This window comes from Streptomyces sp. NPDC056161 (assembly GCF_042268025.1).
GTDB lineage: Bacteria > Actinomycetota > Actinomycetes > Streptomycetales > Streptomycetaceae > Streptomyces.
On sequence record NZ_JBHJUV010000095.1, the window covers coordinates 1 to 21,883 of the forward strand.

17 protein-coding genes and 1 pseudogene are annotated in these 21,883 nt (G+C 71.7%); 10 read left to right on the top strand and 8 right to left on the bottom strand.

Annotation, left to right across the window (positions count from 1 at the left end; genetic code table 11):
* From ACFC09_RS43830 to ACFC09_RS43855, 6 genes and pseudogenes are all read left to right on the top strand, one after another.
* The coding region (locus ACFC09_RS43830) for an ALF repeat-containing protein (protein WP_376538401.1) at positions 1 to 2,355 on the top strand (2,355 nt) is incomplete at its 5' end.
* Positions 2,343 to 2,723, top strand: coding sequence for a DUF6086 family protein (locus ACFC09_RS43835; protein ID WP_376538403.1), 381 nt, complete (start codon positions 2,343 to 2,345; stop codon positions 2,721 to 2,723). The genes ACFC09_RS43830 and ACFC09_RS43835, both read left to right, overlap by 13 nt.
* Before the next feature lie 151 nt (positions 2,724 to 2,874).
* Entirely contained in the window at positions 2,875 to 3,108 is a 234-nt protein-coding gene (locus tag ACFC09_RS43840; RefSeq protein WP_376538405.1) for a hypothetical protein, read from the top strand.
* Between the two features lie 274 nt (positions 3,109 to 3,382).
* On the top strand, positions 3,383 to 3,991 hold the full coding sequence (locus tag ACFC09_RS43845; RefSeq protein WP_376538407.1) for a TetR/AcrR family transcriptional regulator: 609 nt from the start codon (positions 3,383 to 3,385) through the stop codon (positions 3,989 to 3,991).
* Between the two features lie 26 nt (positions 3,992 to 4,017).
* Positions 4,018 to 5,499, top strand: a pseudogene (locus ACFC09_RS43850) (MFS transporter); the annotation flags it as partial.
* A gap of 129 nt (positions 5,500 to 5,628) precedes the next feature.
* On the top strand, positions 5,629 to 6,414 hold the full coding sequence (locus tag ACFC09_RS43855) for a collagen binding domain-containing protein (protein WP_376538434.1): 786 nt from the start codon (positions 5,629 to 5,631) through the stop codon (positions 6,412 to 6,414).
* Between the two features lie 249 nt (positions 6,415 to 6,663).
* On the opposite strand, the gene ACFC09_RS43860 is transcribed toward ACFC09_RS43855, so the two are convergent.
* Together ACFC09_RS43860 and ACFC09_RS43865 are read right to left on the bottom strand one after the other, a co-directional pair.
* Positions 6,664 to 7,416: an SDR family NAD(P)-dependent oxidoreductase gene (locus ACFC09_RS43860; RefSeq protein WP_376538410.1), complete on the bottom strand. Its 753-nt coding sequence runs from the start codon at positions 7,414 to 7,416 to the stop codon at positions 6,664 to 6,666.
* Complete coding sequence (locus ACFC09_RS43865; protein ID WP_376538412.1) at positions 7,413 to 7,730, bottom strand: hypothetical protein; 318 nt, start codon at positions 7,728 to 7,730, stop codon at positions 7,413 to 7,415. Before ACFC09_RS43865 ends, ACFC09_RS43860 begins: the two co-directional genes overlap by 4 nt.
* 70 nt (positions 7,731 to 7,800) lie before the next feature.
* On the opposite strand from ACFC09_RS43865, the gene ACFC09_RS43870 reads away from it, so the two are divergent.
* Positions 7,801 to 8,664, top strand: coding sequence for a LysR family transcriptional regulator (locus tag ACFC09_RS43870; protein WP_376538414.1), 864 nt, complete (start codon positions 7,801 to 7,803; stop codon positions 8,662 to 8,664).
* 24 nt (positions 8,665 to 8,688) lie between these two features.
* Here ACFC09_RS43870 and ACFC09_RS43875 read toward each other — a convergent pair whose 3' ends face one another.
* Positions 8,689 to 9,390: a hypothetical protein gene (locus ACFC09_RS43875; protein WP_376538416.1), complete on the bottom strand. Its 702-nt coding sequence runs from the start codon at positions 9,388 to 9,390 to the stop codon at positions 8,689 to 8,691.
* A 71-nt stretch (positions 9,391 to 9,461) separates the two neighbouring features.
* Positions 9,462 to 9,779 (bottom strand): hypothetical protein, encoded by a 318-nt coding sequence (locus tag ACFC09_RS43880; RefSeq protein ID WP_376538418.1) that lies wholly within the window; start codon positions 9,777 to 9,779, stop codon positions 9,462 to 9,464.
* Between the two features lie 159 nt (positions 9,780 to 9,938).
* Between ACFC09_RS43880 and ACFC09_RS43885 the strand changes: the two genes are divergently transcribed.
* Positions 9,939 to 10,832, top strand: coding sequence for a serine/threonine-protein kinase (locus tag ACFC09_RS43885; RefSeq protein WP_376538420.1), 894 nt, complete (start codon positions 9,939 to 9,941; stop codon positions 10,830 to 10,832).
* 65 nt (positions 10,833 to 10,897) lie between these two features.
* Positions 10,898 to 14,422, top strand: coding sequence for a protein kinase (locus ACFC09_RS43890; protein ID WP_376538422.1), 3,525 nt, complete (start codon positions 10,898 to 10,900; stop codon positions 14,420 to 14,422).
* A gap of 74 nt (positions 14,423 to 14,496) precedes the next feature.
* On the opposite strand, the gene ACFC09_RS43895 is transcribed toward ACFC09_RS43890, so the two are convergent.
* The 4 genes from ACFC09_RS43895 to ACFC09_RS43910 form a co-directional block, all read right to left on the bottom strand.
* Entirely contained in the window at positions 14,497 to 15,102 is a 606-nt protein-coding gene (locus ACFC09_RS43895; protein ID WP_376538424.1) for a class I SAM-dependent methyltransferase, read from the bottom strand.
* A 202-nt stretch (positions 15,103 to 15,304) separates the two neighbouring features.
* A complete protein-coding gene (locus ACFC09_RS43900; RefSeq protein ID WP_376538426.1) occupies positions 15,305 to 15,814 on the bottom strand; it encodes an inclusion body family protein in 510 nt (169 codons plus the stop codon).
* Positions 15,814 to 17,769 (bottom strand): thiamine pyrophosphate-binding protein, encoded by a 1,956-nt coding sequence (locus ACFC09_RS43905; RefSeq protein WP_376538428.1) that lies wholly within the window; start codon positions 17,767 to 17,769, stop codon positions 15,814 to 15,816. Before ACFC09_RS43905 ends, ACFC09_RS43900 begins: the two co-directional genes overlap by 1 nt.
* Positions 17,766 to 19,802 (bottom strand): flavin monoamine oxidase family protein, encoded by a 2,037-nt coding sequence (locus ACFC09_RS43910; RefSeq protein ID WP_376538430.1) that lies wholly within the window; start codon positions 19,800 to 19,802, stop codon positions 17,766 to 17,768. Before ACFC09_RS43910 ends, ACFC09_RS43905 begins: the two co-directional genes overlap by 4 nt.
* Before the next feature lie 992 nt (positions 19,803 to 20,794).
* On the opposite strand from ACFC09_RS43910, the gene ACFC09_RS43915 reads away from it, so the two are divergent.
* A complete protein-coding gene (locus ACFC09_RS43915; protein ID WP_376538432.1) occupies positions 20,795 to 21,799 on the top strand; it encodes a helix-turn-helix domain-containing protein in 1,005 nt (334 codons plus the stop codon).
* Positions 21,800 to 21,883 lie beyond the last annotated feature (84 nt).

The window sequence follows — 21,883 nt, forward strand, 5'->3', positions numbered from 1 at the left end:
GCCGAGGCCCGCGCCGCGGCCGCCGCCGCCCGGCGCCATGCCGCCGAGGCCGACCGGGCCGCCGGCGCCGCGGAGGCGCTGGCCCGGAAGGCGGCCAAGGCCGCCCGCGAGGCCCGCGACGCCGCCAGGTCGGCGGCCACGCACGCGAACAACGCCGCCGATGCCGCCGACGACGCGGCCGAGCACGCCGGCGACGCCGCGCAGGCCGCCGCCAGGTCGACGGAGCACGCCAACGCCGCGACGGCCGCCGCGAACGCGGCCAGTGCGGCCGTGCTGAAGGCCCAGGAGATCTACACCATCGCCCGCGAGGTCGAGGCGGCGGAACTGCTCGGCCGGACCAACGCGGGCATCGAACTGGCCAAGGACGACAAGGAGGCGTACGAGGCCGCCGCGGCCCAGGAGGCCGAGCGGGAGCAGGCGGCCCGGGAGCGGGAGAGCGAACGCGACGGGCTGGTGGCCGAGGCCGCCGAGCCGGGCGCCGACCTCGCGGCCGTCGCCGGGCAGGGCCGCGCACTGGCCGTGCTGGTGATGAAGAACGGCACGGCGTGGGGACGCTCCGCCGCCGAGGCCGCCCTGGGTGGCACCGACGGCATCGTCCTCGACTGGCTGCGCGCCGGCTGGGACGACGCCCGGCAGCAGGACGACCGTACCTACGTCGAGCGCCTCGCCGAGGAGAGCGAGAGCGGGACGGTGCGCGCCGCGGCCGAGGCCGCCCTCGACGGTGACGCCGCCGCCGTCACCGAGTTCGTCGGCACCGGCCAGTACCAGGTCGCCGGTGAGGACATGCGCGTCGCCATCGCGCAGACGCTGTCCGGGGCCGGGCCCGTCCTCACCGAGGCCGGCCGCGCCGCCCTGGCCACGGGCGATCCCCGGAAGTTCAGCGCGTTCCTGCTGAAGACGCAGGACACGGCCAGGACCGAGGACGAACGGGTCCGGGCGGCGCAGCTGATCGACAGCGGCACCCCCGAGGTGAAGTCGGCGGCGCGCATCGCGCTGGAGGGCTCACCGCAGGCGCTGCACGCCTTCATCGTCTCCGGGCAGTACACCGCACAGCGCAAGGACGACCTCACCGCCACCCACGTGGCTCAGGTGCAGAAGCTCATCGCGGACGCGGCGAAGGTCGCCGCCACCGCGCAGCAGAACGCCGCCACCGCCCAGAAGGTGGCCGCGACCGCGCGCAACGCGGCCGCCGAGGCCGCCGAGTGGGCGCGGAAGGCCGACGCCTCCGCGGCCGAGGCGCGGACCTACGCCGACCAGGCGGACGGCTACGCCAAGGACGCCGAGGTCTCCGCGGCGAGCGCGGCGGCCTCCGCCAAGGCCGCCCGTGACGCCGCGAACCGGGCCGATGTCTCCGCGTCCGACGCCGCCAGGTCGGCCGCCGACGCCACGTTGTCCTCGGAGGTGGCGCAGGGGGCCGCGGCCAACGCGTCGTACTACGCCGACCAGGCGTACGCGTCGGCGATCGCGGCGGGCAAGGACGCGGACGCCGCGGTCAAGGCGGCCACCGAGGCGTTCACCATCGCGGTCACCAAGTACCGGGAGGAGGCGGAGGCACGGCGCAAGGCCGCCGTGGAGGCCAAGGAGAAGGCGAAGAACGACGACGGGGCCCGCGCCCGCGAGATGTACCGCTGCGGCCAGGGCTACATCCCCTGCGACCCGGAAGGCTTCGCCCGCTGGTGCCAGCACCAGGAGGTGTACTGCGACCTGCTGGCGCACGGCAAGGAGTTCGGCGACGCCGCGGAGGCCCTGTGGAACGTCACCAAGGAGCTGACCGGACTCGGCGAGTACGAGGCGTGCCTCAAGAACAAGGACCTCGAACACTGCGGCAGCCTGGCCGTGGACGTCCTGATCGGCGCCAAACTGAAGACGCTGGACCGGGTCTACGACGAGTTGAAGCTGCTGCGGCGCGGCTGCCGGATCGTCAGTAACTCCTCGCTCGCGGCGCCGGTGTCGTCCGCCTCCTTCACGGCGCCGGTGTCGTCCGCCTCGCTCGCGACGTCGGCGGCGGGCGTCGGCAAGGGCTGCCTCGAAGGGATGGAGAACTACGACGTCTTCGACCCCCAGACCGGCAACAAGATCACCGACATCGACCACTTCGACGACGACGTCCTCTGGGAACTGAAGGACACGTTCTACGCCACCGACGACTGGATCCTCAAGAACATCGACGGAAAGTTCGAGAAGTACCTGAAGGCACGCAGGCAGCTCCCCGAGTACTACGCGAACGCTCCGATCGGTTTCCGCTACACCCACTCGAACATCGATCCACGGTTCAGGGCTGCGGTCGAGGCGCGGATCCAGCATCTGCGCGAGCAGTACCCTGACGAGGACATCAGACTGAGGTGGGACCACTGAGCTACGAATTCGAGACGGCCGACCGGACCAGGACGCTCTGGGACCCGGCGCTGAAGGTGGGAAAACTCTATGTGTCCCTCGCCCGAGGAGCCGGCGAACTGCTGGAACTGCCCACCGGCCTGACGCCCAACGAACGCGGGGGCGCCGACGTCGACATCAGCACGTTCCAGGCGTTCACGCAGGGCCTGTACGACACCTGCTGTGCCACCAGGAACGTCCTCATGCACGATCTGCTGCGCGGCCTGCTGCTCGCCTCGATCGTGATGCTGGAGAAGGGCGGCGGCACCATCGTCCGCAAGCCGGACCGTGAAGCGGGTCTGCTGGACGACCGCGACGCCTACGTCCGCAGGATGTGGGTGGAGGACTGAGGAGGACGGGCGCCGCCGGGTAACTGCGGCGGCGCCCGTGCCCCAGTCGGGTCGGCACGCCGGTGCGCCGCACACGCCGGGCGCGGGATCGTGGCACTCGACGCCGGAGCGTTGCGGCTGCGTACGGTGGCGGGCGGCCGGGGTCCAGGAGGTGTCCACCGCGGACACGGTCTCCTACGTGGGTGCGCGGCTGTTCTTCGTCACCCGCCGGATCGCCCTTCGCAGGGGCGATGTCCCGCTCACCGGCGGCCCCGCCGGAGTGCGGCCACCGGTTGCCGGCGACCGGATGGAGGTCCGGACCGAAGGTGTGGGGACGCCGGCAAACCTGGTGGCCGGAGCGGCTCCCCCAGGCACCGGCCGCCCGGACGGGAGCGGCGACGTGTGAGAGCGGACACCCTGAGCGAACGCTCTCCGAACGCTCTCCGAACGCTCTCCGATCGCGCACGACCCGCAAAGAACCGGAGAACACGGGCCCCGTGCGCGCGGTCGTCCGCCACCGCGACACGTGTGGGCCCCCTTCTGCTCCCGTGCGCCCTCCCCGGAGCCAGACGATTGTTTGCATTTCACTCATCGGGAACCTACGCTCGACGAGTACGAAACAGTTTCGATCCGTTAATGGATCGACAGCCCCTGGACACGAGGAAGCGAGGTGTCGTCGGATGGGCGCAATACGGGCAGCCGCCAGGACGGAGGCGGCACCCCGCCGGAGCAGGCTCACCCCCGAGCGCGAGGGTGAACTCTACGACGCCGTTCTCGACGAGCTGCGCGAGTCCGGCTACGACGCGCTGACCATGGACGCCGTCGCCGCCCGGTCGCGTTGCAGCAAGGCCACGCTGTACCGGCAGTGGCAGGGCAAACCCCAACTGGTCGCCGCGGCGCTCCGGCACTGCAAACCCTTCGATCTCAGCAGCCTGGACACCGGCTCGCTGCCGGGCGACCTCCATGAGCTGGCCCGCCGTTTCACCGGCGCGCGCAAGGACGTCGAACTCAGCCAGGTCATCGCTCCCGCCGTGCACAAGAACCCCGACCTGGCCGAGGCGTTGCACGAGGCCGTCATCGAGCCGGAGTTGCGGATGCTGCGGGAGATCGTCGAGCGGGCCGTGGCCCGGGGCGAGATCGCGCCGGACTCCCCGACGGCCCTCTACCTCCCGCACATGCTCGTGGGCGCGGTCTTCGCCCGGCCCTTCGTCGAGCGATGCGAAGCCGACACCGACTACCTCAAGCACTTCCTGGACACCGTGGTCCTTCCGGTGCTCGTTCGCAACTGACTCTGTAACTCCGGAGGACCTCACACATGTCATCCACTTCTGTCGACGCGCGCGCCGACGCCGCACCGGCCAGGTCCTCGTCAGCCCACGGTGCGGAACACCACCACTCCCAGCGTCGCTGGCTGGTGCTGGCCGTGATCGGCCTCGCCCAGCTGATGGTGGTGCTCGACTCCACGATCGTGAACATCGCCCTGCCGTCCGCCCAGCAGGACCTGGGTTTCTCCAACGACGGCCGGCAGTGGGTGGTCACCGCCTACTCGCTGGCGTTCGGTTCCCTGCTGCTGCTCGGCGGGCGGCTGGCGGACCTCTTCGGCCGCAAGAACACCCTGCTGATAGGTCTGATCGGGTTCGCCCTGGCGTCCGCGGTGGCCGGTGCCTCGCAGAACCTGACGATGCTGATCATCGGCCGGGCGGTGCAGGGCGTGTTCGGCGCGCTGCTCGCACCCGCCGCGCTGTCCCTGCTGACCACGACCTTCACCGATGCCAAGGAGCGCGCCAAGGCGTTCGGTGTCTACGGTGCGATCGCCGGTAGCGGCGGCGCGGTCGGCCTGCTGCTGGGCGGTGTGCTGACCGAGCACCTGAACTGGCGGTACACCCTCTACGTCAACCTGCCGATCGCGGTCCTCGCGGTGGTCGGCGCGGCCGTGTTCATCCGCCGCCCCTCCAAGAGCGAGAGCCCGCGCCTCGACCTGTGGGGCACGGTACTCGCCGCGGGCGGTGTGTTCTCCCTCGTGTACGGCTTCGCCAACGCGGAGACCCACCCGTGGGGCAACTGGATGGTCTGGACGTTCCTGGCCGCCGGTGTCGTGCTGCTGGCCGCCTTCGTGGTCCGGGAGAGCCGGGCCAAGCATCCGCTGCTGCCGCTGCGCGTACTGGCCGACCGGAACCGGGCGGCTTCCTTCCTCTCGGTGTTCGTCACCGGTGCGGGAATGTTCGGGATATTCCTGTTCCTGACCTACTACCTGCAAGAAACACTGCACTACACGCCGGTCAAGACCGGTCTTGCCTTCCTCCCGATGATCGGGATGCTGATGGTGTTCGCCCAGCTGGCCACGATCGTGCTGGTCCCGCGGCTGGGCGCCAAGCCGATCGTCCCGGTCGGTGCGCTGCTGGCGGCCGGCGGTCTGGTCTGGCTCACCGGCCTCGGTCTGCACTCGACGTACACCGCGGACGTACTGCCGCCCCTGCTGCTCATGGGCGCCGGTATCGGCATGGTGATGCCGCCCGCGATGAGCCTCGCCACCCTCGGTGTCGCCCCGCAGGACCAGGGTGTCGCCTCCGCGACCATCAACACCATGCAGCAGGTCGGCGGCTCCATCGGCACCGCGCTGTTCTCCACCCTGGCGGCGTCCTCGGCGACCGACTACATCAAGCACCATCTGCCGGTGACTCCGCTGGTGCAGGCCAACGCCGCGCTGCACAGCTACGCCACCTCCTACTGGTGGGCGGCCGGTTTCTTCGTCGCCGCGGCCCTCCTCGCGGTGACGCTCTACCGCAAGGGCAGCCCCATGGCGCAGATGCAGGCCGTGGGCAAGTCCGCCGGCGCCGCTCCCGAGCGCACCGCACCGGCCGCGGCCGAGCCCCTCGCCCAGCCCGGGACCACGAGCACCATGCCGCTTCCGGTCTCGACCGACGTGATGGTCAGCGGTCAGGTGTCGACCTACGGCGGCGGCGCGCCGGTGCCGGGTGCCGTGGTCACCCTGATCGATCCGACGGGGCGTCAGCTCGGCCGCTCCACCGCCGACTCGCTGGGCCGCTACGCGGTGCACGTCCCGACCGCCGGCTCCTACGTCCTGGTCGGCTCGGCCACCGGACGCCAGCCGCAGGTGGCCACCCTCTCGGTGGGCGACTTCTCCCTTGAGTACAACCTCGTGCTGACCGGCAACGGCGGCCTGGCCGGCTCCGTACGCTCCGGCGACCAGCCGGTGGCCGGCGCCCTGGTGGTGGCCACCGACCCGTACGGAGAGGTGGCCGACTCCACGATCACCGGTGCCGACGGCGGCTACCGCTTCGGCAACCTGGTCGCCGGGGAGTACGTCCTGACCGTGAGCGCCGAGGGTCACCGGCCCACCGCCCTCGCGCTGACCGTCGGGGACACCGCGACCGCGCAGGACGTGTTCCTCGCCCCGGCCGCCGTGGTGCGCGGCACCGTACGCGGCAGGAACGGCACCCCGCTGGCCGACGCCCGGGTGGCGCTCCTCGACCCGGCGGGCAGCGTGGTCGCCACCCGTACCACCGGCGAGGACGGCGAGTACTCCTTCCCGGATCTGGCCGGCACCGAGTACACGCTGGTCGCCTCCGGCTACCCGCCGGTGGCCGCTCCGGTCCGGGTGGACGGCACCGGGCAGGACGGCTTCGACCTCTTCCTCAGCCACGAGGAGACCGCGCGGCAGAGCGAGCCGGAGCCGGGACCGCTGGACTGACGCGCCGCCACGGCTCGACGGATCATGCCGGTGCCGCTCTCCTGGGGAGAGCGGCACCGGCATGATCCGGGTGGAGCGGCCATCCGGCGACGACCGGCCGGCTCACCGGCGGCCGTGGCCCGTCGCCCCGGCCCCGGCCTCGGCCGGTGACCCCGGATCACCCACGATCACCCCGGGTAGCCCGTGGTCGCGGTGGCCGGCGTACGTGCCCGGCTCCCGTGGATCACCGTCCCCCGGCGCCGCGGTCCCTCAGGCCCGCCGGCCGCCGTCGACCGACAGCGCGATCCCCGTGACGTAGGACGCGGCGTCCGAGCAGAGCCAGACCGCGGCCGCCGCGGCCTCCTCCGGCGCGGCCAGCCGGCCGAGCGGCGTGATCGCCTCCTGCTGGGCGATCATGTCGGTGCCGGCCGCCACCTCGTCGAACCCGGGAGTGCGGGTCGGACCGGGACAGACGGCGTTGACCCGGACGCCGTCCGGCGCGTGGTCGACCGCGGCGGCCTTGGTGAGGCCGACGACGCCGTGCTTGGCGGCCACGTAGGCGGGGGCGTGCGGGATCGCGTACAGGCCGCCGTTGGACGCGATGTTGACGATCGCGCCGCCGCCCGCGAGCAGGGGCAGCTCGTACTTCATGCACAGGAAGGTCCCGGTCAGGTTGACGTGGACCACCCGCTCGAACTCGTCCGCGGTCAGCTGGTCGAGTCGCCGGTGGTGGGAGGCCATCCCGGCGTTGTTCACGGCGAAGTCGAGACCGCCGTACGCGGTGACCGTGCGCTCGACGGCCGCCCGCACGGAGTGTTCGTCGGCGATGTCGACGGTGACGGCGAGCGCTTCCCCACCGTCGCTCCTGATCATCTCGGTGGTCTCGGCCGCCGTGCCCGCGTCGATGTCGAGCACGGCGACCGCCGCGCCGCCGCGGGCGAACCGGAGCGCCGTCGCCCGGCCGATCCCGCTGCCCGCGCCGGTGACCAGTCCCACCTTCCGGGAGCCGGAGACCTCGCTCATGCCAGCCGCTCGTGGTTCGCCCAGGCGACCTTGTACGGGTGCCGCGCCTGCCAGTGCTCGATGAGCTCGTGCAGGCCGGGCGCGGTGAACGACTTCGTCAGCGTGTCGATGTCGGCCACGGCGAACTGCACGATCGCGGTCGCGACCAGCGCCGGAATGGCCTCCTCGCCGGGGATCGGAAGGTGGCGCCGGGCCACGACCGACTGCACGAGACCGCTGTCGAGCATGACCCGTTCGATATCCGCGAGGTACTGATCCAGCTCACTGTCGGGCAGCGGCTGGTCGAAGGAGACAATCATCGTGTGGTTGATCATGCGTCAATTCTTGAGGGCGTACGCCGACGGTGTCCAAGATCTGTTCGATATTCAGCGATAACCTGGAGGCATGATCGAGCTGGAGACCCGGGAACTTGAGTACTTCATCGCCGTCGCCGACGAGCTGCACTTCGGCCGGGCCGCCGTCCGGCTGTCGATCGCCCAGCCGGCGCTGTCGAAGGCGATCCGGCGGATCGAGACCAGGCTCGGCGTCCAGTTGTTCATCCGCTCCAGCCGGCACGTCGAGCTCACCCCGGCCGGGAAGGCGTTGCGGGAGCACGGGCGGCACGCGCTCAACGCGGTCGGCGCCGCCGTCCAGGAAGCCCGGCGGGCCGGTGCCGTCCAGGCCCACCTGCGGCTCGTCCTCAAGCCCGGCGGCGACGCCGGGCTGCTGTCCGGGATCCTGGCCGAGTACGCCCACCAGCCCGACGCCCGCCGGGTGGACATCCTGTTCAGCGGCCCCGTCGACCGCACCGACTTCCTGCGCGACGGCCGGGCCGACGTCGGCCTGCTCTACGTACCCTTCGACGATCTCGACGGCATGGCCCACGAGACGCTGCACACCGAGGACCGCGTGGTCATCGTCCCGTCCGGGCACCGGCTGGCCGGGCGGGCCTCGGTGCTCATGTCCGACCTGGAGGGTGAGACGCTGCCCCGCGGAAAAGGAATACCCGAGGGCGACGGCACCGGTCCCGAGGTCGCCGACGTGACCCAGACGCTCCAGATGATCGCGGTGGGCCGGATGGTCGGGGTACTGCCCCGTTCGCTGGTCGAAACGGTCCCAGCCGGTCTGGTGTGCGTCCCGGTGACCGACGCGCCGCCCAGCCGCCTGGTGCTGGCCTGGAACGAGCAGGACCGCCGACCGGTGGTCGCGTCGTTCGTGGCCGCCGCGCTCAGGACGCGCCGCCGCGGGAACACCGGCCTTCGAGGCTGAGGTTCGGCACCCCCCCCCGCGTGCTCAGGCGGTGATCGAGTCCGTGCCCGTACGGCTCTGGGGTAGTGTCCGGGCGGCCTGCGGCGCCGGTTCGCTGATCTCCTCGGCGAGCGCGCCCACGGCGCTCTGGAGCACTTCGGGGCCGACGATGTTGATCAGGAGAAGACCGAGCGCGTAGGACTTCTGGGTGTCCGTCATCTCGCTGGTGCCCAGCGCTTCGACGGCCGCCGCGAGATCGCGTTGTTCCTGCTCGGGCAGGTTCTGCAGCAGGGCCAGGCAGAAGGCCGGCAGGGCCACGCGGGCCTTGTCGAAGCGGACTCCGCGCATGACGCGGGTGACCTGCTGGGAACGGTCCTTGGCCCGCATCCTGTCCACACCCCGGTCGGCCACGCCCAGGAGCATGGCGAGGATGAGGTTGGGACCGACGCCGACTTCCTGGTCGCCGACCCGGACCGTGAACAACGAGCTGCGGAACAGGGCGAGGGCGGCCAGCCCGGAGACGAGCACCTGGAGTGCCGCCGCCTGGTCGGCGGACGCGGTCCCGAACCTCCAGCCGAAGACGTGGACGACCCACAGGACCCCGCTGCTCGCCGCCGCGTTGAGGAGTACGTAGAGCCACGCGCTGGCGACGCCCAGCAGGGCCGACGGGCGGTCGCGATAGCGCGACGCCAGTTCCGCCCCTCCCACCAGCGCTCCCAGCGCGCCCGCCGCCACGAAGTCCTGCATCTGGCGCCCCTCTCACCTGCCGCGTACTCGAACGGGTGCTGCGTCTTCCGGTCGGCCGCCGAACCTGGGTGCTACAGCTCCTCCAGCAACGCCCGGCCTTTCGCGGTGAGTTCCATCGTGTCGTCGGTGCCGTCCCGGCCGACCGCCACCAACTCCAGGCGCACCAGCAGCGATACGGCCTCCGCGATCTGGAGCGTCGTGAGGCCGAGATCGCCGCCCACCCGGCCGACCTGCGCGTGCGCCGTTGCGAGCAGGGCGCGCAGTACCGACGTCGCGACGGGCGGCAGGGGCGGGGTGGACTGCCCCTGGTCCGGCCCCGGCGACGCGGACGGCCGGTTGGTCGCGTTGAGGAAGGTGCTGAACGGATCCGCCGAGTGCTCCCTGGACATTCCTGGTCCTCCCTGAACCGCCCTGGCAGTGCGCCGAGTTCCCCTCTCGGCGCGGGGTTTGTTCGCGAATGGGCCCGGCCCGGAAGAGGGTCCCCCTACTATACGAGTCGGCGCGGATCGCGGTGTTGGTTGCGATTCGCGTGGCGAAGGAGAGCGCCGATGGACCTGACCAGCCAGCCGTTCGTCCTCGACCGGTGGGCGATCGGCCGGCCGCTGGGCCGCGGCGGGATGGGGGCGGTGTACGAGGCAGTCGACCGGGCGAGCGGCGAGCGGTGCGCCGTGAAGGTGCTGCGCTCCGGTGGTGACGCGCCGTCGGCTCCGCCCGTCGCTGACCCGCGCGTCCTGCGGGAACTGCGTACCGCTCAGGCCCTCGTCCACCCCCATGTGGTGCGCACTCTGGCCAGCGGCCACGCCGACGGCCGGTACTTCCTCGTCATGGAGTTGTGCGAGTCCGGCAGCCTGCATCACCTCGTCCGCCGCCAGGGTCCGCTGGCGGCGGAGACGGCCGTCGCACTGTTCCTCGACGTGCTCGACGGCCTGCGGTACGCGCACTCGGCACCGCTGGGGGCCGTGGACGCCCAGGGGCGGGAGGTGCCGGTCACCGGTGTCGTGCACCGCGACATCAAGCCGCTCAACCTCCTGCTGGCGGGCGGGAGCGGCGACCTCCAGGTCAAGATCGCCGATTTCGGCCTGGCCAAGTCGTACGAACTGGCCGGCGCGAGCGGAGTGACCCGCACCGGTGCGTCGGCGGGGACACCCGCGTTCATGCCCAGGCAGCAGGTGGCCAACTTCAAGTACGCCCGACCCGATGTGGACGTGTGGGCGGTCGCGGCGTCGCTGTACTTCGTCCTGAGCGGGCAGGTCCCCCGGGACTTCGCGCCGGGCCGCGACCCCTGGCTGACCGCGTGGAACACCGCGCCGGTGCCGCTGGCCGCACGGGGGCGGAAGATACCGCCGCGCCTGGCCCGCGTGGTGGACGACGCCCTGCGGGACACCCCGCGCATCCACTTCCCCACCGCCGCCGCGTTCGGCGCGGCGCTGGCGGCCGTGTAGGCGGGGCCCGCGACCACCCGCGGCAGCCGCCCTCCCCTCCGTTCCCCACCCGGAAGGATTCGCTCATGCCGACCTACGGCTCACGCTCCGGACGGTCGTCCGCCACCGCCCGAGCGGGCGGTGACGGACCGTGGCAGGAGGGGACGACGGTCCTCGGAGAGTTCGTCGTGGAACGCCGGCTCGGTCACGGCGGGTTCGGCGAGGTGGTCCTGGTGGTGAGCCGGCGCACCGGGGAGCACTACGCGGTCAAACGCGTGCGCCGTGCCGATCCGGTGGAACAGGGCCGCTTCCTCACCGAGGCGCAGCGCTGGATCGGCCTGCCGCCCCACCCGAACATCGCCCCGTGCCACTTCACCCGGACCGTCGGCGACGGGATGGCGGTGTTCAGCGAATACGTCGGCGGGGGATCCCTGGCCGAGTGGATCGCGGACGGCCGCCTCTACGAAGGTGATCCGCGGCGGACGCTGCACACCGTGCTGCGGGTCGCCGTGGAGGCCGCCTGGGGTCTGGACGCCGCGCATGCCCATGGCCTGCTCCACCTCGACACGAAGCCGGGCAACGTACTCCTCACCGAGCGGGCCACCGCGAGGATCACCGATTTCGGACTGGCGGCGATCACCGAACGGGACTCCCAGGACGTCATCGGCACCGAGTACGTCGTGCGAGCCCTCGCCCGGCCCGGCGACGGTATCGACGAGGCCGCCGGCGAACTCCTCGCCTCGGTGCTGCGGCAGGTGATGGCGGACTCCCCGGAGAAGCAGCCGCAGGCGCTGCGGGCCGTCGCCGAGGGCGTCACGCCCGGTTACGCCTCCCCCGAACAGGCGGAGGGCCGGTCGCTGGGCCGGCCGGCCGACGTGTGGAGTTGGGCGGTGACCGTACTGGAGATGTTCACCGGCGGTCGTACCTGGCCCTCGGGAACCGTCGCCGGGGCCGCGCTGGAGATGTTCCTGGACGGGGAGAACGGCACCGGCGGGCCCGTCGCCATGCCGGACGGGGTGGCCGAACTCCTGCGTTCCTGCTTCCGGCCGGACCCGGCCGACCGCCCGGAGTCACTGCGAGAGGTGGCGAACCACCTGACGCGGACTGCGGCGCGGGAATGCGGCATCGCGCTGGACGGCGAACCGCTTCCGTCCCGGACGTCGGCGAGCGGCGGCGCACAGCCGGCCGTCCCGGGCGGGTATGTGCGCCGACTGCCCGGCGGGGCGTCCTGGCGGGACCCCCGGGAACTGCTCGGTCAGGCATATCGGGCGGCCGGCCGGGACCCGGGGGACGCCGTCCGCTTCTGGCCGAGCGGCCGGGGCAGCCGGGCCTCGCAGACAATGGAGGACCTGCGGGCGCTGACCGAGGCGGCTCGCGTCCTCGACACCGCGGACACCCCCGATCCGGCCCACCTGCGGGCCCTGATCACCGCGGAGTCGGCCCGGGTCCGCCATGGCCTGGGTGATCTGCCCGGGGCCGTGCTGGCCTACCGGGCGAGCGCTCGGGCCCTGGAGGGCCTCGATTCGGCGGACGCCCGCGCCCTGCGGCTCTCGGTGCTCCATTCCCTGGCGATCGTCGTGCGTCTGTCGGGTTCGCCCGCCGAGTCGATCGAGATCTGTGACCTGATCGTCGACTCGGCGGCCACGATGGAGGATTCGTCCGAGACGGCGACGATCCGGGGCATGGCCCTCGGTACGAAGGCGAACGCCGTGGCCGATCCGGGCGAGCGGCTGAGGCTGTTCGAGCGGGCCATCGCCGAGATGCGCACCGCGGGCGAGGACGAGGGCCTGGCCATGGCACTGGCGAACCGGGCGGGGGCGCTTGAGCTGGCCGGACGGCACGCCGAGGCGGCTGCCTCGTGGGGCGAGGCCGACGAGCTGATCGAGGCCGCCGTCTCCCCCGGCCGCCCCGACCTGGACGCGGTCCGGGCGCGGCTCCGTCTCAACAGGGCCGGTACGGCCGAGAGCCCGCAGGACAAGGCTGCGTACGCCCAGGAGGCGGTCGACCGGTACGAGCGCCTGGTCCACGAGCAGGGCCACCACGGCCTCGCCGGCGAGCTGGGGCACGCCCTGTTCCTGACCGGGCAGTGCCATGAGCATGCCGACCGACCCCAGGAGGCGCTCGCGGCCTACCGGTCGGCCCGCTCCGTGCTGGAAGAGACCGTACTGCGCGACGGCCGGATGGAGTACGCCCGTCAGCTGGCCAAGGCACACGACCACGAATCGACCCTCACCCGGGGACTGGAGGACCCTCGTAGGGCCGTCGCCCTGGCCCGCCGGGCCGTCGAGGTCTGGGACCGGGTCAGTGCCGCCGAAGGCGAGCGGAGCTGCGTCATCGAACGGGCCGACGCCCGGCAGAAACTCGCCACCGCCCTCCTGGAGACCGGCGACACGGCAGCCGCCGCCGAGGAGTTCGACCAGGCGCAGCGCATCCTCGACGCGGCGCCCGCGCAGGACGCGGACACCCACCTGGTCGGGTCGTTGATCCGCAACGGGCGAGCGGTGTTGCACCGCAGGAGCGGGGCACCCGATCTCGCGTGCCGACAGGCGCGGGCCGCGCTGGACCTGCTGGGTGCGTCGACCCGGCCGCAGGACGAGAGGTCCCGGGTGGGCTGCCTGCAGACGCTGAACGCCGCGCTCGGCAACCTGGGCGAGCACGAGGAGGCGTTGGCGGTGGCCGAGACCATCGCCACCGTGGCGGAATCCCTCTTCCAGCGGGGCGAGGGCTCCCTCCAGGGCCTCGCCGACGCCCGCCAGCGCCGGGCCAATGGTCTGGTCCGCCTCGGCCACGTCGCCGAGGCGCTGCCCCTCGCGTCCCGGGCGCTGGAGGACTACCAGCACCTGATCGACGGTGGGCGCACCGACCTCGTGGCCGAGGCGACCCGGCTGCGCGGTGCGCTGTCCGTCGCGCTGCACCGGTCCGGGGACCTCGACGGCGCGGCGCACGCCCTGGCGACCGCCCGGCGGCAGTTCGCCGAGCAGACCGACTACCGCTGGCAGGGTCTCCTGGATCCCGACGCCGCGAAGATCCCCGCGTCCTTGGGCACCGACGCCCATTCGCTCATGCTGCGGGGTCTGGACCTGCGGCTCGCGGATCTGGCGGAGGTCCGGGGCGTCAAGCCGAGGCACCTGCGCCGGCTGCTCGCCTCGTTCGCCCGCCGCCGCGACAAGTTGATGTCGGGAAACCGGCCGTTCCTGGTGCCGGAGCAGGTGTCCCAGGCGCTGGAGGACATGTGCGGCAGCCTGCTGTGGCTGGCCGGGCACCACCCGCGGGACGAGGTGCACGAGGCGTGCGCCCGGACCGCGATGCTGCTGGGTGTCTCCTCGATGAACTGCCGGCGTGACGGTGCGGCTTCCCGCGGATTCCGGCTGGCCGTCGAACACGGGCGCGTCCTCGTGCTCCAACGGGGCAGAACCGCACACCTGGACACCTGGGCCAGTGCCCATCTGGCGCTGGCCTCCTGGCAGGCCACGAGGGGCGACCACGCGGGCTCCGCCCGCACCGTCCGCGAGATGGAGGAACACCTCACCACGCTCGCCCCGGCACAGGCCGACAGGTGGTCGGCTCACGCCCGACAGGTTCTGGCGTCGTTCAGGGGGTCGCGGGGCTGAACGGGCCGGGCGAGGTCCGCCGCGGTTCGGCGGCGCCCGCCGTGGCGCAGGAGATCAAGGGGTTTCGCGGGTCCTCACCGGCGGTGGACGCTGACGGCATAGCCACCGCCGTCGTAAGGGTCGGCGTCCCAGGTGGCGAAGCGGTCGACGAGGGTGAGACCGGCCGCGGCGCAGCAGTCGTCGTACTCCGGCAACGTGATGCCGGGCGGCACCGGCAGGTGGGCCTCGTCCAGGCCGAAGCCGGCGACCAGCAGACCGCCCGGACGCAGGGCCGCGGCCAGGCGCTCGACCACCGTCGCCTCGGTGCCGGCGCTGAGCAACGGGAAGATGTTTCCCGCGGCGACCACGAGAGCGAAGTCCGCCGCGATGCCGAGCCGGTCCGGCTCGAACTTCGCCAGATCGGCCTGGAACCAGGGCAGCTCCGGCGCCTGCTGCCGCGCGACGTCCAGCATCGACGCGTCGAGATCCACGCCGACGCAGTCGTACCCGAGTTCCGCCAGCCGGATCATGACGCGTCCGGTACCGCAGCCGGCGTCCAGCACCCGCGCTCCGACGGGTACGAGCGCGGCGCACAGCCGTGCCTCACCGTGCACGTCCTGCCCGCCACGGGCGAGGGCCGCGAACCGTGCCGCGTAGTCCTGCCCGGACGTCCCCCCGGTCAATTCCTGCCAACGGCTCATGATCCCCATAGTAGGTCGGCCCGTGCCGCTGACGGCCACGGCGGCCGGGTTCGCGGCACGGTGCGAGGTCATCGGACCGGGGGGAGTCCGGCCGCGCACGGCAACGTGCCGAGCGCGGCGGAACTGCGGACCGTCTCGGCCACCGACCCGCTCGGCAGCGGGTCGGCGGCCGGGTCGGCCGCCGACCCTCACCTCGTGACCGTCAGGGGTTGTCGATGGTGATGAAGGGGTCCCACTGGAAGTACCCCTTCAGTTGCCGGTGACGGTCCAGTACCTGGAAGTAGAAGTGGTACACGACCTTGCCCGCCCTCCGGACGGTGGTCCGCCAGTAGTGGTCCTGGTAGGTCTGCGTCACGAACTGCGGACTGCCCTCGGTCCCCTCCGACGGCATCGGGTAGACGCCGTCGATCACCTCGATCTCCGGGGTCCGGATGAGCTGGTGCTGGGTGTCGCTGCTCACGTACCGGTACAGCAGGGCCTTGTAGTCGGTGTTGAGCGACAGCGTCGTCTCCCGCCACCGGATGGTGTCCCCCGGTTCGGCCCGGAGGTTCAGCTCGGCGCCCGAGGTGCCGATGATGTGGTCGTGGCGCGTCGTCATGTAGATCAGCCGCTGGTCGACCAGGGTCGGCGCGTCCGGGTTCCTGGACGCGCTCGGATACTGCTCGACCATCGTGGCCGCGTCGAACGCGATCAGCACGTTGAGATCAGCCATTACCTGCCCCTTCGGTCTTCTACTGTGGTGAAGCGGTCCTCGACTGTGGTGAAGGGCGCCGCGGCGGCCCGGCCGGGCACCTTGTACGCCATCGCGCGCGGGTAGTCGTGCCGGTCCAGCCGGACGCGCACCAGCAGCGGTCCGGCGTTGACCGGGTCTGCCGGGTCGGTGAGGCGGGCCAGCAGGTCGTCCAGTTCGACGGTGCGGGCGACGCTGACCCCGCTCGCCGGGGTCCTCGGACCGGCGAAGACATCGGCGAGACGGTCGTAGTGCCATGGGTGCAGCACGTTGTAGAAGTCCGGGCCGTCCGGGCCGGCATCGTCGGACTCGGCACCGTCCGGCTCCGCGGAACCCGGGTCCGCGGAACTCGGGTCCGCGGTGTCCGGCTTCGCGTAGTAGGACGGGTGCACCAGCATCTGTTCGATCCCGTAGAGGTGTCCGTTGTCCATGACGAACACCACCGACGGCAGCCCGAGCCTGGTGTGGGTGGAGATCTCCTGACAGGTCTCCTGGAAGGCGCCGTCACCGACGAACACCATGGGCCGGGCGTGCCCCCGCTCGGGGGCCAGTGCGGCGCCGGTGGCCGCGCCCACCGACCAGCCGATGGACAGCCAGCTGATCTGCGACAGGAATCCGCCGGCGGGCAGGGACAGGTTCATCGAGCCGATGAGGGAGAACGCGGCGTCGGAGACGACGGTCCAGTTCTGCCGGGTCTCCAGGCCGAGAAAGTGGTTGATCCGGTCGAACACGCGATCGTAGGTGAGCCGTTCGGCGTTCCGGGACGGTGAGGCGCCGGTACGCAGGGCGGCACGGTGGTCGGCCAGGCCCGCCGGGCGGACACCGGAGGCCGCGGGCCGGCGGGTGTATGCCTCGGCGTAGTAGTCGGCGGCCAGCCCGCTGGGGCCGTAGCCCTTGACCAGCGCGTCCTGGAGGGCGGGCAGCAGCCGGTCGAGCTGGACGTCGGGGAAGTAGGAGGTGCCGACGCTGACGCCGCCGTGCGCCGCCATCACCCAGTCGGTGCCGACGCTCTGTTCGCCGCCGAGGTTCTTCGACGTGGTCCAGGCGCCGAGCCCGATCCGGCAGGTGGCCCAGTCCTTGAAGATCCGGTGCACGTCCGGGTGGCTGGCCCGGCCGTTGTAGACGCCGTGGAACTGCGGCAGGTCCTCGTCCACGACCGCTTTCGCCCCGAGGCTGGTGCAGAACGGGACGCCGGTGACCTCCACCAGCTCGGTGAGCGGATCACCGAGGCGGTACCGCTCGATCTCCTCACCGGCCCACAGGATCGGCCGGGGTGTGCCGTCCGGACCGGGGTGCGCCGCGATCAGGGTCATGATCGCGCTCACGGCGTCGTCCAGCATGGTCTGGTTGCGTGCGCTGAACGGCCGCTGGCCGCGGACGATCGCGCCCCGGGGCTCGGCGCAGGGCTCGTCCCACAGGTCCTCCATGACCTCCAGGTAGACCGGCCTGCGCTCGGTGAGGCACGCGGTGAGGGCGGCGTCGATCTGGGCGGGGGCGAGGCCCGGGTTGGAGATGACCTGCGCGTCCACGGTGACCTGCCGGTACACGTCCAGGTTGCTCTCCGGACGCGGGCTCATGTGTGAGGTGAGCAGGCCGAGGGCGCGGTAGTTCTGCCACTGCTCGTACGGCGGGCAGGCGTTGACGGCGACGAGGGGCACCTGCTCGACGTAGGCGCCGCCGCAGGCGTTGAGCAGGTTGAACGCGCCGACGCTGTAGGTGACCGCCGCCGCGCCGACGCCGTGGATGCGGGCGTAGGCGTCGGCGGCCTGGCCCGCGCCGCCCTCGGTGGGGGTGCCGACCCACTCGATGTCGCCCTCGGCCCGCAGGGTGGTCAGGAACGGGCCCAGATGGTTGCCGGGGACGCCGAACAGGTGGGTGATGCCCAGTTCGGCCAGCCGCAGGGCGAGGTAGCGGCCGACCGTGCACGGGCCGGTCATGAACCCTCCTCATGTCCCGGGCCCGGGACGGTGACGGGGGCCGCCCGGTGGACGGCGAGGGCGACCCGGACGGCGCTCTCCAGGGCGCCCTCGATCCAGGCGTGTTTGAGGGAGGTGTGCTCGCCGGCGAAGTGCACCGGGCCCTCGGGCCGGGAGACGTCCAGGTGGAAGCTGGTCATCTGGTGCGCGGTGTAGATGGCGGCCTCGCCGAAGGCGTACGGGTCGCGAGCCCAGCTCTTGGTGGCGCCCAGTCCGGTGAAGAACACCTCGATGCGGCGGCCGTGCAGGGCCTGGAGGTTGCGCAGGGCGTAGACGTAGCGTTCCGCGTTCCGCATGGAGTCCCAGCGGGCGGCGTCGTCGGACCAGGAGTACGAGGCGAGCACCACCCCGCCGGTGCTGCCGTCGACCCGGTGCGAGGGGTAGTACGTGAACCGGTTGGGGTTGTCGGTGGCGGAGCCGCCTCCGAAGCAGTGGGTGGCGGGGCGGACGGCGGGGCCGCGCAGCGGCATGCTGCGGTTGAGCGTCCGCATCTCCTCGCTGACGCCGGCGCTCTTGGCGGCGGCGCCGAGCAGACCGGCTTCCGGGTCGGGGAGGGTGATGGCCGGTTCGGTGTCCGCCTCGGTGTGCTGCCGGTAGTACTCGTACAGGCCCGGTGCGATGCTGTCGAGTTGCTCGCGCCAGTCGTCCTCGGTGAACTCCCACCACCGGTGACTGAACTCCAGCAGCACCTTGGTGGCCTGGTCGTAGTGGGTCTCGATGATGGCGCGGCGCTTCTTGTACGACATCGACGGGACGATCTCGACGAAGCGCAGGGCGGAGAACGGGATGGTGACGATCGCGAGGTCCGCGGTCCACAGGCGGGTCGGGCCGGCGGGGTTGTCCTCGGCGACGGTCTGCACGGCCACGCCCCACCCGTCGGGTCCGACGGCACCGGTGCCCTCGGGGTCGGCGTCGCGGCTGGGGTCGTGGTATTCGAGCCGGATCATCCGGTGGCCGAGCTGCACCTCGTCGCGCAGACCCTGGTGGAGGGCGTGCGGCAGCCGCCAGTTGCCGCCGGGTATCTCCCAGTAGCGGGCGGTGGGGTTGATGTCGCCGAGGCTCAGGAAGTTGTGGAAGAAGGACAGGTGGAGCCGCGAGGACATGTTCTCCAGGGTGCCGAGGGCCTCGACCGCCTCGTCGCTCAACCCGGCGTAGTCGCGCAGGAATCCGCCCATCGAGTAGCCGTCGAAGTCGCGGATCACCCGGGCCCAGCCCTCGACCCACGCGTCGAACGGCTTGTTGACGCGCCGGCCGTCGACGACGTCGGAGTAGTAGTCGCGCACGCTCTCCAGCGCGTCGTCGACCAACTTCACGACGGGCGCGCGGACCTCGTCCCCGGTGAGATGGAAACCCTCGTTGATCCGTTCGGGGGCGGTGTCGTACTCGGTGCGCCGCACCTGGACCCGGTTGGCGCGGATCCATGAGTTGCCGCGTTTGCCGGGCTCGCGGAAGTCGGGGCTCTCGTCGCCGTAGGTCCAGGTCCGGCCGGTGAAGGAGGTGTACGTCACCGGCGGTACGGGGGTGTCGGAGCCGCTGCCGGTGGTGGGGTCCACGTCCACGTTGTAGAACTGGCGGCGGCCGAGTCCGAGTTTGTCGACGAGGGCCAGGACCAGCGGGTGGAAGTCGGGCAGCCGCATGGCGCCGGCCTCGGCGTACTGGGCGGGGTCGTCGAAGGGCTGGTGGTGCTCGGTGGCGCGGATGGTCTTGATGCGCCCGCCGACGCGGCTGGCGTTGGCTTCGAGGATGGTGACGTCGTGGCCGGCGTCCTTGAGTAATCGGCCGGTGACGAGGCCGGTGACACCGGCGCCGATGACGAGGATCTTCTTGCGCGGGTGGCGGGTGGGGCCGAGGTGTCCCGTGTCGATCAGGGTGTGGAGATAGCTGAGTTTGAGGTCCTCGCCGTCGGACCCGACGAGGAGGAGTTCACGGGCGAGCTTGACACATGTCTGCCAGCGCGCACGGTCGGCGGACATGTCCCGAGGTATGTCGGTCATAGCTTGCGATCGTAGATGTGGCGAAACGATTTCGTGGTTGCCCTGCGACATGAAGTCCGGAAAACATCCCTCGCATTGCTTGACGGAATTTCGACTTGCTCGGCTTTTCTTTTCCCGGGGGCCAAAGTTCCTTATGGGACTGGATAGGAAGAAGGACGAGGACGGGGCGGGATCCCACTCGTGGAACGGGGAGATCCGACCGGCCGGGACGGTGCCGGTGTGACCGTTCGACCTGCTCGACCAGCCGGTGACGGCCAGGGGCAGGCTGCCGTGGGTCCATCCGCTGACCTGTGGTGATGAACGCTTTCGGCGTGACGGGGGGGTGCTCCGGTGTCCACCGATCCGATCGGCGGAGCACCCCTTGGAGGAAATTCTCCCGCACCGTCCGCCACCGACGTTCGAATCGTTCGAATTCTTCGACGGTCCGAATACCGTTGGCCCGTGGCCTTTTCCCGCCCGGGTGCCAGGCACTGTCCGCACCACTCGACTTTCCCGTGTCCCGGGTCCGTGCGCGCCGGCCGCCCCACCCATCCGCTTTTCGCTTTTCGCTTTCCGCTGTCCGCTGTCCGCTGTCCGCTGTCCGCTGTCCGCTGTCCGCTCGCCGCGGTGGTGGACCGGAATCGGTGTTGTCCCGGTCGACGACATGGAACGTGTGCGCGCCGACGGAGCCGCTGGGCCGTCCCGGCGGCTGCGGCCGGGTCGGTGGCCGGGGCCGGGTCGGTGGGCAGGTGGCCGGGCCGGCGAGCGGTTGGCTGGATCAATGGGCAGGTGGCCGGGTCGGCGGGCGGGTGGCCGGAAGTCGTAGCGCTGGTGCTCCGCCGAGACCGCGATCCGGCCAAAGGTGTTTCGGGCGAGTCCGCCCGGTATTCCTCCGCTTCGTCGCGGCAGGCGGGCGGGCACCCGGTGTCTCGGATGTTCCAACAACGTGATCAGTGATCGTCAGCTGTTCAATCACATAGGTGCCGCAGGCTACGTTGTGGTCGGAGGTGACCATGCTGGAAGTTCTCGGGCTGGACCAGCCTGCCGAGGCACTGTATTTCATCCTGGTCGACAACCCGCCACTGTCCGTCGAGGAGTTGTGCCGCCGTACCGGCATCGAGCCAGACGTGGCCGGTGCCGCCCTGGTGCGGTTGGAGGACGGCGGCCTGATATCGCGGCTGCCGGGCAGCCCGCCCGCCTATACGGCGCTGCCGCCCGAACACGCCCTGGAAGTCCTCCTGCTCGCCCGTGAGCGGGACATCCACCGGGTGCGCGCGCTGACCGAACAGCTCACCGAGCGGCACCGCGAGGCCCGCAGCAGCCGTGACTCGACCGCGCTGATCCAGGTCGTCACCGGGCGCGACGGTGTGGCCCGCTGCGGGCAGCAACTGTTCAAGCGTGCCGAGCGGGAGATACGTGGCATCGACGCGCCGCCCTACGCCCAGGCGAGCGACGGCGAACGCGTCAACTCCGCCACCGCCATCGCCGGTCGCAGTGTGCGCAGCCGGTTCCTCCACGGCCACGACACCCTGAGCCTGCCCGGGGCCCTGGCGCGGGTGGAGGCCGACATCGCGGCGGGTGAGGAGGTGCGGTTCCTGCCCGAGGCACCCATGAAGCTGATCATCGCGGACGACCAGGCCGCGCTCATCCCGCTGCTGGCCACCCCGCAGATCCTGGACGCGTGCATTCTCGTCCATCCCTCGGCCCTGCTGGACGCGCTGTCCACCCTCTTCGAGTCGCTCTGGGAGCAGGCCCAGCCCTACATGCCGGGAAAGACCGCGTCGGTCGGCCCGGACGAGTTCATCAACGACGAGGAACGGCGGATCATCTCCCTGCTGGCCATGGGCATGCCGGACGAGGCCATCGCCCGCCAACTGGGGATCGGCTACCGCACGGTGCAGCGCCGGGTGCACGCGCTGCTCGGCCGGCTGGGGGCGGCGAGCCGGTTCCAGGCCGGTGTGCTCGCCGCCAGCCGCGGCTGGTGGCAGCCGGAGCCCGAGCGCGGGGCACGGGCCTGACGCCGGGCAGCGAGCCCGAGAGCGCTGGTCCGTGCACCGCGATGTGCGGGGCCGTCCCGCCGCCCGGCGGTGCGGGATCCGCAC

Excerpts from the sequence above, each read along its gene's own strand:
- ACFC09_RS43845 (WP_376538407.1), top strand. The coding sequence starts at position 3,383 with ATGGGCGCAATACGGGCAGCCGCCAGGACGGAGGCGGCACCCCGCCGG.
- ACFC09_RS43855 (WP_376538434.1), top strand. The coding sequence starts at position 5,629 with ATGGTCAGCGGTCAGGTGTCGACCTACGGCGGCGGCGCGCCGGTGCCG.
- ACFC09_RS43860 (WP_376538410.1), bottom strand. The coding sequence starts at position 7,416 with ATGAGCGAGGTCTCCGGCTCCCGGAAGGTGGGACTGGTCACCGGCGCG.
- ACFC09_RS43865 (WP_376538412.1), bottom strand. The coding sequence starts at position 7,730 with ATGATCAACCACACGATGATTGTCTCCTTCGACCAGCCGCTGCCCGAC.
- ACFC09_RS43870 (WP_376538414.1), top strand. The coding sequence starts at position 7,801 with ATGATCGAGCTGGAGACCCGGGAACTTGAGTACTTCATCGCCGTCGCC.
- ACFC09_RS43875 (WP_376538416.1), bottom strand. The coding sequence starts at position 9,390 with ATGCAGGACTTCGTGGCGGCGGGCGCGCTGGGAGCGCTGGTGGGAGGG.
- ACFC09_RS43880 (WP_376538418.1), bottom strand. The coding sequence starts at position 9,779 with ATGTCCAGGGAGCACTCGGCGGATCCGTTCAGCACCTTCCTCAACGCG.
- ACFC09_RS43885 (WP_376538420.1), top strand. The coding sequence starts at position 9,939 with ATGGACCTGACCAGCCAGCCGTTCGTCCTCGACCGGTGGGCGATCGGC.
- ACFC09_RS43890 (WP_376538422.1), top strand. The coding sequence starts at position 10,898 with ATGCCGACCTACGGCTCACGCTCCGGACGGTCGTCCGCCACCGCCCGA.
- ACFC09_RS43895 (WP_376538424.1), bottom strand. The coding sequence starts at position 15,102 with ATGAGCCGTTGGCAGGAATTGACCGGGGGGACGTCCGGGCAGGACTAC.
- ACFC09_RS43900 (WP_376538426.1), bottom strand. The coding sequence starts at position 15,814 with ATGGCTGATCTCAACGTGCTGATCGCGTTCGACGCGGCCACGATGGTC.
- ACFC09_RS43905 (WP_376538428.1), bottom strand. The coding sequence starts at position 17,769 with ATGACCGGCCCGTGCACGGTCGGCCGCTACCTCGCCCTGCGGCTGGCC.
- ACFC09_RS43910 (WP_376538430.1), bottom strand. The coding sequence starts at position 19,802 with ATGACCGACATACCTCGGGACATGTCCGCCGACCGTGCGCGCTGGCAG.
- ACFC09_RS43915 (WP_376538432.1), top strand. The coding sequence starts at position 20,795 with ATGCTGGAAGTTCTCGGGCTGGACCAGCCTGCCGAGGCACTGTATTTC.